The sequence below is a fragment of the Neolewinella antarctica genome, from assembly GCF_011927835.1.
In the GTDB taxonomy this organism is placed as follows: Bacteria; Bacteroidota; Bacteroidia; order Chitinophagales; family Saprospiraceae; genus Neolewinella; species Neolewinella antarctica.
Genome location: NZ_JAATJH010000017.1, coordinates 1 through 6,084, shown reverse-complemented (window position 1 = coordinate 6,084; position 6,084 = coordinate 1). Strand labels below are relative to the sequence as shown.

At 36.5% G+C, this 6,084-nt stretch carries 7 protein-coding genes; all 7 read right to left on the bottom strand.

What is annotated here, in order from left to right:
* Positions 1-298: 298 nt before the first annotated feature.
* The 7 genes from GGR27_RS19715 to GGR27_RS19685 all read right to left on the bottom strand — a co-directional run bounded on the left by GGR27_RS19715 (position 299) and on the right by GGR27_RS19685 (position 5,713).
* Positions 299-1,594: a phospholipase D-like domain-containing protein gene (locus tag GGR27_RS19715; RefSeq protein WP_168040632.1), complete on the bottom strand. Its 1,296-nt coding sequence runs from the start codon at positions 1,592-1,594 to the stop codon at positions 299-301.
* An 817-nt stretch (positions 1,595-2,411) separates the two neighbouring features.
* Positions 2,412-2,876 (bottom strand): SMI1/KNR4 family protein, encoded by a 465-nt coding sequence (locus tag GGR27_RS19710; RefSeq protein WP_168040630.1) that lies wholly within the window; start codon positions 2,874-2,876, stop codon positions 2,412-2,414.
* A gap of 460 nt (positions 2,877-3,336) precedes the next feature.
* Positions 3,337-3,765, bottom strand: a complete 429-nt coding sequence (locus GGR27_RS19705) for an energy transducer TonB (protein WP_168040628.1) — start codon at positions 3,763-3,765, stop codon at positions 3,337-3,339.
* 5 nt (positions 3,766-3,770) lie between these two features.
* Complete coding sequence (locus GGR27_RS19700; protein WP_168040626.1) at positions 3,771-4,226, bottom strand: DUF3368 domain-containing protein; 456 nt, start codon at positions 4,224-4,226, stop codon at positions 3,771-3,773.
* The gene (locus tag GGR27_RS19695) at positions 4,223-4,459 is read right to left on the bottom strand and encodes a UPF0175 family protein (RefSeq protein ID WP_168040624.1); all 237 of its coding nucleotides are present in this window, start codon (positions 4,457-4,459) and stop codon (positions 4,223-4,225) included. The genes GGR27_RS19700 and GGR27_RS19695 overlap by 4 nt, the downstream gene beginning before the upstream one ends.
* Before the next feature lie 514 nt (positions 4,460-4,973).
* On the bottom strand, positions 4,974-5,543 hold the full coding sequence (locus tag GGR27_RS19915) for a helix-turn-helix domain-containing protein (RefSeq protein ID WP_245184771.1): 570 nt from the start codon (positions 5,541-5,543) through the stop codon (positions 4,974-4,976).
* Positions 5,480-5,713, bottom strand: a complete 234-nt coding sequence (locus GGR27_RS19685; protein WP_168040622.1) for a DUF4160 domain-containing protein — start codon at positions 5,711-5,713, stop codon at positions 5,480-5,482. The genes GGR27_RS19915 and GGR27_RS19685 overlap by 64 nt, the downstream gene beginning before the upstream one ends.
* Positions 5,714-6,084: the final 371 nt, after the last annotated feature.

Sequence of the window (6,084 nt, the reverse complement as noted above, 5' to 3'; positions counted from 1 at the left end):
TTTAAAAAAACCTGGCGCTCTTCGCGACTGGAGTTTTTTAAATTGAGAGCGTTGGACCGACCACCGGACCAGCTCTTTTCTTCAACTTTTTGCGTGGCTTCGCTTTTACGCAAAAAGTTGAAGAAAAGAGCGGAACTGAAACTGTGTATCTCAAAACATTGGGGCGGCTTGTCGCTTGCTGCTGTGTTCTGCGCATTTAATTCATACTAGGTTTCCTTAGATTCGAGGATTCAGATAAAATATGAGATGTACAAAACTTAGCTATTGATAGCAAGTTTAATCCTAAGTCGCCAAAAGTTTACTTTATAGATTCTATCAAAGTTGGGGCATAATTAATGATTTCATTACTCCACTTTCTATCTCGATGTGCTTGTCGAACTTCCTCTATTGTGTCCCCATTTTCTGTTCGATTTAAGTACTCAATTGTGAAGAATAGCTGATACAAAATATCTGACCCAGTATAATTGTCAGAGGTGTAGATCGTAAGAAAATTAATCAATGTATCATTCATATAAAATAGCTGCTCACCTTTTGACCATCCTGAATTAAATCTACCATTGATAGAAAGATGCATCCCTTTTAAATGCGAGAAATTAAAAATAGGTAGGAAGTGATCTGGGTAAAAATAGGACGCAAGTCTTACAGGTATTGTCGTACTGTATTGCTTGATCTTGAAATCAAATAATCCAGAACAAAACATAATTTTCTGTTCCTTGTCATCTAAATTCCATTTCGGCATATTTATCCTTTGCGGCAAAATGTAATTTAAAATCTGTTCAAATTCTTCGTGGTAAAAAACGCTAGTGAATTGGTTTTCTACTAATCCTGTTCCTGCTAACTTTTTCTCTATGCCATATTGAAGAATGTAAAACAAGCACTCATACCTCTTTGGATGACCCTCGGGACTATGAAAATCAGTTATATCAAACGCCCCTTCCATCTTCTGAACAAAATCTCGTCGAGATGTCGATGCTAAATTCACCAACCTACTCTTCTCCACTAGGTCTATTCTATTTTCAATGATATGTTTTGTAATTGTATCAATATCATAAGCCGATTGATTAACATTCAACGTTGTGTCTTCTAGCTTCTTTGATCTATTCGAGCTCTGTTTTTTCAATAATAGGTAAATATTCCAATTTTCTTCTATAAATTGTTGATTGATTGAGACGGAGTCATCATGTTTCCATAGCTTACCAAAGACTTCTTTACATTTTTCGTAATGATCTTCTTCTAGGACAACAGATAATTCATGATTATCTTCAAATCCACCTTGGGTTAGATTAGAAGAAGAGATAACTGGAATGCCATTCAGTAAATACAATTTAGTATGGACGTTATTATTAAATTTTATCTTAAATCCATGATCTAGTAAATATCTTACAGTTGCTAAATCGAAAGTTATTAGATTAGTGGGCTCTAATCGAACAATAATCTTTTTATCTTCACTTTGGGATAGAATTCTTTCAGTGAATATTTTTCTGGCAAACCTAGTCACGTATGGTACGATCACCCTTATTTCTTTAAGAATACTATTCCTTTCTAGAATCGATGTGATTGTACTTGTGATAGGGTTTTCAATAACTTCAATCATATGTAGTTTTCAATTTTTTGTTGCGCAGAACGTTCGCAGCAACGCAGGCCGCCGTCTCATTCGAACTCAATATACATCAACCTGCGGCAAGGTGGGCGGGCCATAAGCGAACATTCACAAAAACCGTGGCCGACGCAGGAGGACGGGGAATTTTGTGAATTGAGAGCGTTGGACCGTCCACCGAAACAGCTCTTTTCTTCAACTTTTTGCGTAAAAGCGAAGCCACGCAAAAAGTTGAAGAAAAGAGCGGAACTAGAATCAACATCACAAAACCTTTATGGCGGCTTGTCGCTTGCTGCCGTGTTCTGCGCATTTTTTACGGAAAGTGCCGATTAAAAAAAGGTTGATCACTTCATAATTGTAGAATTTTTGAAGTCTTCGGAATTTCATTTTATTCAAAATAAAACTATGTTATTTATTAATCTCTTCATACTCAATTTTCTAATAAATCGATAATCGTATATGAATCTTAAATTTGTTGATTTACCCGAACAAATCGAAGGGTAAAAGCATGGCATCATAATCTACAAGTTTGACTACTCTCTCATACCTATTTCAAATGCATTTGGATGAAGTATTTTTAAATTTCAACCTGACGATCCCTTTCCCATGTCAAATTGAATTATTAAATAGGCATATAATTTGTTGTAGAGCTGAACTTTTAAATTAATACCAATCAAAATTATACTTGGATAATTACTCAATAAATATAGGGTATTGCGATCATTAAAATAGGTTAAATTTAAATTTGAGTTAAGCGTACACCTTGGCTTGGGTCGTAAAGCTTATTAGAAATATTGAGATCAGATTATATAATTTATTCAGATACTAAATCATGGTAAAAGCCTTTAAAAGAAGTGGCGATTTGGATATCTTCATCACATTCAATATCAATCCAGGCAATTGAAGGTTCCTTTGATTTTCTATAGTCTAATGTTATCCACCAATGACCATCACCATTAATTATAACTTGATTAGGTGGCAATCCCCATTCACTTGTCAAATAGTGGCTCTTCATAATATTATGACCTGAGGTACTATTGGGATTTACTATACCGAACATTTCATGCAGTGGAACGTGATCATTGGCCCAAGATGTCATAATTTTCATAGGAAATATGAATCCATTGGTGTACCCGCCATTTTGAATTCGTATTAAATCTAAATAAATTGGCGGCAATTTAACACCTAGACTAGATTCGGCCCTTACAATATCTATTTCCGTGACAGAGGGATTTCTGTAGTAATTATTACCCCAGAAATTATGCGAATTTAGTTTCATAATATTAGGTTGTTAAAGGGATTTTCCTCTTGATATTTAAAACTACTATCTATTGAATCTCTTCCTTACAAAGTGTTTTGTAAAATATTTATTTTTTAAATGTAGTAGATAATTGTTTCCGCTAGTCGAAGACGCAAATTCTTGAATTAACTGAATTTGAAATTTTGTTGCGCAGAACGTTCGCAGCAACGCAGGCCGCCTTCTCAATCGATCTCAATATACATCAACCTACGGCAAGGTGGGCGGGCCATAAGCGAACATTCGCAAAAACCGCGGCCGACGCAGGAGGGCGGGGAATTTTGTGAATTGAGAGCGTTGGACCGACCACCGGACCAGCTCTTTTCTTCCACTTTTTACGTAAAAGCGAAGCCACGCAAAAAGTGGAAGAAAAGAGCGGAACTAGAACTAGTATCATTAAGCCATTATGGCGGCTTGTCGCTTGCTGCTGTGTTCTGCGCTTTTATTTAATTTTAAAAGGAAGATTAAATCGAGTTGAAACATAATATTCTGATTGAACGGTCGGAACCCAATCTAGCTCATTCAATGTTTCAGTTGCCTGTATAACAGCATCATCTAGATCCTTTCTCACTGATCTTAAAAGTTTTATCTTCTCAATTTTTCCAGTAGAAGAAACATCAAAAGAAACAACTACCGTTTTACCACGATCACTATTTAGCAAATCAGTACCGCTTAGGTTGGTATAAACGAATTCAAGCATTCTACTATTTGTACAATTATAATAAGAATCATGATCTTCAAATTCATTCAGGCACGATTTTAATCCTGCCATTCTTTCTTGTATTCCCAGTGCTGGAATTTTCTTAGAACCAATGCAGGAACTAGCTAATACGGCCAATAACAGGCAACTGAATTTTTTAATAATATTCATATTATTTATTGCTGTTCATTCGCCAATTCTAAAAGTTTATCGGCTATGGCATTAGTCATCCTAAAATCAGTTTTCTTTATTTCAACTAAAATATCACTGACATTTGTAATAGCTCGTTCTCTTTTAGCAATAAGAAGGACTCCTAGACTTCCAGTACATTGAATACCAATATCTTCAGCAACTTTTCTAGCTTTTCTATCGTCAATCAGTAGAATTGGATTAACCGCTTCTTGAGCTAAAGCAATACAGCTAGACTCACCGGTACCAAAATTTTGATTTATTTTGTGGTAAATTTCTTTATTGTAGTCTGACCTTACACTTATCCAGTCAGGCAAAGGTCCGTATTCTTGAACGACTTTATCAGTTACAGAAATTTCTCTAAATGTATTTTTTAGAATATCAAAACGGTCAATCTTTTTAAATAGAATAAAACAACTCGTATCAGCGATAACCAGTCTCATAATTCAATATCTAAAGCACGTTCTAAACTATCTTCATCATCAGAATATATAACTATTCCATGAGATGAGGCTTTCTCCAAAAATATTATTCTATCTATATTTAAATAAGAAGATGCTTTTCCAGACGATAAGGTTCCTTTTCCAAAAAGCGATAAAAATATCATTAGTTTTGCCTCTTCTACATCTATATTTAGCGGCAAGTTTAAAGTTATTGAATTAAATTGACTGGTCATTATTGCTAATTTTTACAAAGATACTGATTTTTTGGCGTACAATAATTTGAAACGCGAATCGCTTACTTCAAACCTGCATACAACCTGGCTCTGTGCTTTTTTTGTTGCGCAGAACGTTCGCAGCAACGCAGGCCGCCTTCTCAATCGATCTCAATATACATCAACCTGCGGCAAGGTGGGTGGGCCATAAGCGAACATTCACAAAAACCGTGGCCGACGCAGGAGGACGGGGAATTTTGTGAATTGAGAGCGTTGGACCGACCGCTGGACCAGCTTTTTCTTTCAGCTTTTTGCGTAAAAGCGAAGCCACGCAAAAAGCTGAAAGAAAGAGCGGAATTAGAACTTTAATTTTCAAACCTTCGGGGCGGCTTGTCGGTTGCTGCTGTGTTCTGTGCATTTGATTTGTCCGGATCCTCTTAATTACTCCAGGACAAAGCTATATTTTTGACAAACTTAATGATCACGGGCTCGCCTGAGACCTCGAAAAAATATTTATTTGGGAAATGCCATGTTATCAATCTGCGATCAGTAATCTTTTCTCTAACCCTACTTCCACTATCCTCCGTAGAGTCTTTAGGGCAATATCAGTACGATTATTTTCAATGCGGCTGATATAAGATTTTGAAGTTCCTACCCTCGTCGCCAACTCATTTTGGGTTAATCCAGCTTGTTTACGAGCCTTTTTAAGTTGACTGCCAATTTGAAATAAGTTACTAAGTTTCTTATCCTCCTCGCTCGAATCATATAACATAATCGGATCCAAGTCAAATTCCACTCTGAGTTTTTTCCCACTCTTAAATTCAATTTCCTTTATAAGGTCAGGAAACGTGAGTGTTCCATTTTCAACTTTAACATTCAACTTTTGCGATCCTAAAAGTCTCAAGAGGTTTGGGTCTTCTTGAAATCCGTATTTTTCAGCGAATTTGTACAGATCAACCACCCGATACTCTCCGGTGCTGAATGTGCAATGAATACGCATTCCGTCTACACTATTTATCTTCAGTACTTTCGAGATCATAGTCATTCGTTTTTTCTGTGCAATTCCCAGAGTTCCTTCAATTCTTCCTGGTTCTCCTTTGCCCATTTGACGATTTTCTTGAGTTTGCTTTTAGGTAAAGACCCCTCTAATACTTCAAGTGAGTCAATCACAATGAGAACTTGATGCTCAGCGATAACTGCGTGAAAGTGAGGTGGCACGTGATCGTTAAAGAACAACTGAATCTTCACTCCATCAATAGTATAGTAAGTTGGCATCTAAGTTATCTGTTCAGGCAACAAACATAAGGTAAATTTGGTTGTCTCACAACTCGTACTGATCTAGCTGACTTGTATTTGAGGTTGGTCCCAATATTCTGTAAAGTAAAACTTATTGTCATTTGAAGATACAATCACTTCTAGATGATAGGACTTTCAATTCTATATATTGAAAGTCTTTGTACGAATACTATCGTAGGGTGTTCATGATACATCTGATCTAATTTAGGGACTCAGAACTACCAAAATTATAGACTCTAGGATTTTTTTGCACAGAACGTGAGACCGTGCAAGAAGTCAGTAGCAAAGCTCAAGCCTCACCAACAAGCGCACCCGCCGCCACACAACCCCTCCTGAGCGCTCACCAGATA

Bases quoted from the DNA above. Each gene is read 5' to 3' on its own strand.
- GGR27_RS19710 (WP_168040630.1), bottom strand. From the start codon at position 2,876: ATGAAACTAAATTCGCATAATTTCTGGGGTAATAATTACTACAGAAAT.
- GGR27_RS19695 (WP_168040624.1), bottom strand. From the start codon at position 4,459: ATGACCAGTCAATTTAATTCAATAACTTTAAACTTGCCGCTAAATATA.
- GGR27_RS19705 (WP_168040628.1), bottom strand. From the start codon at position 3,765: ATGAATATTATTAAAAAATTCAGTTGCCTGTTATTGGCCGTATTAGCT.
- GGR27_RS19685 (WP_168040622.1), bottom strand. From the start codon at position 5,713: ATGCCAACTTACTATACTATTGATGGAGTGAAGATTCAGTTGTTCTTT.
- GGR27_RS19700 (WP_168040626.1), bottom strand. From the start codon at position 4,226: ATGAGACTGGTTATCGCTGATACGAGTTGTTTTATTCTATTTAAAAAG.
- GGR27_RS19715 (WP_168040632.1), bottom strand. From the start codon at position 1,594: ATGATTGAAGTTATTGAAAACCCTATCACAAGTACAATCACATCGATT.
- GGR27_RS19915 (WP_245184771.1), bottom strand. From the start codon at position 5,543: ATGGGCAAAGGAGAACCAGGAAGAATTGAAGGAACTCTGGGAATTGCA.